The sequence below is a fragment of the Methanosalsum natronophilum genome, assembly GCF_024808815.1.
Lineage (GTDB): Archaea > Halobacteriota > Methanosarcinia > Methanosarcinales > Methanosarcinaceae > Methanosalsum > Methanosalsum natronophilum.
Genome location: NZ_JANUCS010000035.1, coordinates 1 through 2,509, shown reverse-complemented (window position 1 = coordinate 2,509; position 2,509 = coordinate 1). Strand labels below are relative to the sequence as shown.

General features: G+C 39.0%; 3 protein-coding genes and 1 pseudogene. 3 read left to right on the top strand and 1 reads right to left on the bottom strand.

All coding sequences use genetic code 11. The features are described 5' to 3' along the window. Positions 1-93: helix-turn-helix domain-containing protein (locus J2T59_RS10135; protein WP_259135823.1), on the bottom strand; the 93-nt coding region annotated here is incomplete at its 3' end. 53 nt (positions 94-146) lie between these two features. Between J2T59_RS10135 and J2T59_RS10255 the strand changes: the two are divergent. The 3 genes and pseudogenes from J2T59_RS10255 to J2T59_RS10120 form a co-directional block, all read left to right on the top strand. Next, positions 147-233 (top strand): annotated as a pseudogene (locus tag J2T59_RS10255) (transposase); the annotation flags it as partial. Further along, complete coding sequence (locus J2T59_RS10125; protein WP_259135820.1) at positions 226-810, top strand: SDR family oxidoreductase; 585 nt, start codon at positions 226-228, stop codon at positions 808-810. The pseudogene J2T59_RS10255 and the gene J2T59_RS10125, both read left to right, overlap by 8 nt. A gap of 23 nt (positions 811-833) precedes the next feature. Beyond that, positions 834-2,509 (top strand): FAD-dependent oxidoreductase (locus J2T59_RS10120; RefSeq protein ID WP_259135819.1); only part of this gene is annotated, 1,676 nt, incomplete at its 3' end.

Below are 2,509 nucleotides of genomic sequence, written 5' to 3'. Positions count from 1 at the left end.
GTTATAGATATGTCTACACACATCAAGTGTCTTATTCAAAGTCACTTCCTGTTTTTTTGTAGGATACAATCTGAACTTATAAGATTTCTGCATTAGATATCTATAGGTAAAAAACATTTAAATATCTTTCGTACCTATATGAGGATATGTCTTATTCAAGTTCTGGTGTATATGAAATCAATTATCATATCGTATGGTGTACTAAATATCGAAAACAAGTTATGAATGATGAATAAAAATGACCCTAAGCAACTAAAAGATGTTTTGATACGATTTAATACAAGATCAAGCTATGTCCAGGCAGATGTTACCAATGAAAATGATGTCGAGGACCTTATCACAACAACGATGGATCAATTTGGTCATATAGATATACTTGTGAACAATGCAGGAACTGCTGTAAGAAAAACCTTACTTGAAACTACAGTAAATGATTATGATATGGTAATGAACACAAACTTAAAAGGTGTGTTTCTGTGCATGAAATATTTTTTGATGTATAGAAAATCGAGTAAAAGAAGCAAAATGATCAATATTTCTTCAGGTCCTGGACTTTATGGTATACCTGAACTCTCTGTATACAGTGCGTCCAAATCGGGTATTATCAGCTTGACACAATCAGTTTCAAAAGAGGTTGAAAATGTTGATGTGTATGCATTGTGTCCAGGTAGTGTGGATACTGGACTCTACAGATCACTGTATAGTGAAATGCCTCGACCAGAACTAAAACCTGAAGATATTGCATTAAAAGTGATCGAACTATGCTTACCCGAATCTAAAGTTTCTAGTGGATCAGTTATTGAACTTTGAGATGAAATTAATTTAAGGAGATTATGGAGATCATGTTTGAGGATAGGATTGATGCTGGTGAACAACTTGCAAGAAAACTGGAACCGTATAGTGAAAATAAGCCACTTGTTCTTGCTATACCAAAAGGTGGTGCACAGGTAGGTGCAGAAGTGGCCAAACACTTGAATTGTGAGTTCTCGTACTTGGTATCAAGGAAATTACCATTTCCCGATTATACTGAAGGAGGTTTTGGTGCGATCGCTGAGGATGGTAGTGACTATATCATAAAAGATGCTGCACTTTGGTTAGATCGGGGTACTATTGAACGCATAAAGAAAGAACAGATAAAAGAGATCACACGTCGTATCAAGGTCATAAGAAAAAGTGAACCATTACCAGAGATGGAGGGTAGGACTGTTATTCTCGTGGATGACGGGATTGCAATGGGATCCACGATGATGGCTGCTATACGAATGTGCAGGAACATGAAAGCTGAAAGGGTTGTGGTAGCAGTACCAGTGGCAGGTCGTAGGACGAGTTTACAGATTCGAAGTGAAGCTGACGATTATATTGTACTCACAAAACCCGAGGATTTCAGGGCTGTAGCACAGGTTTACAGGAATTGGTACGACGTTTCCGATGATGAAGCTATTAAGATATATGAAGATTTCAGGAAACCTGAGATTAGTATGAGTGAAGAGACGCATGCACACATTCATCATGATGTTGTTGTTGTTGGTACGGGGGCTTCGGGAACTACAGTTGCTCATAAATGCAGGTCTGCTGGTATGGATGTAGCTATAGTTGATGATAGGAGTTATGGCGGTACGTGTGCACAAAGGGGTTGTAATCCCAAAAAGGTGCTTACTTCAGCAGCTGAAGTGATCGATCTTACCCGTAAGATGGATGGTAGAGGTATACAGGGTTGTAAGGATACCAAGATAGATTGGTCGTCTCTTATTAATGTCAAAAACCAGTTCACTGACCCCGTGCCAGAACGAGTAGAAACTAATTTGAGTTCAAGGGAAATTACCACCTATCACGGTACTGCAAAGTTTAGAGGTAAATCGGTATTGGATATTAATGGGAAGATAGTACATGCTAAAACCATTGTACTGGCGATTGGTGCACGACCACGTAAGCTAGGGATCAAAGGGGAAGAACATTTACTAACAAGCGATGATTTTCTTGACCTAGAACAATTACCTGAAGAAATTGTTTTCATAGGTGGGGGTTATATCTCTTTCGAGTTTGCTCATGTTGCAGCACTTGCAGGTGCAAAAGTAACGATTCTTAACCGAAGTGCGCAGGTCTTGAAAGAATTTGATCGTGATATGGTGAATATTGTTCTCGAGGCTACCAAGGATATGGGTATCGATGTTGTCAAGAATGCACCAGTTATCTCAGTAACTAAAGAAGATGATAAGTTTGTTGTGAAAACAAAGGATCGAACAGAATATAAATGTGATCTCGTAGTACAGGGGGCAGGTAGAGTAGTTGATATTGAGAAAATGGAGCCATCGAAAGCTAATATTGAAGTGAGTAATGCTGGTGTTGTTGTAAACAAGTATTTGCAGAGTCCATGTAATCCTATAGTGTATGCAGCAGGGGATTGTAATGAGAAAGGCCCCAAACTTATCCCTACAGCTAACCTGGAAGCGTTTGCAGTTGCTGAGAATATAATTGGGGGTAATAGGAAGATGGTGGACTATACAGGCAT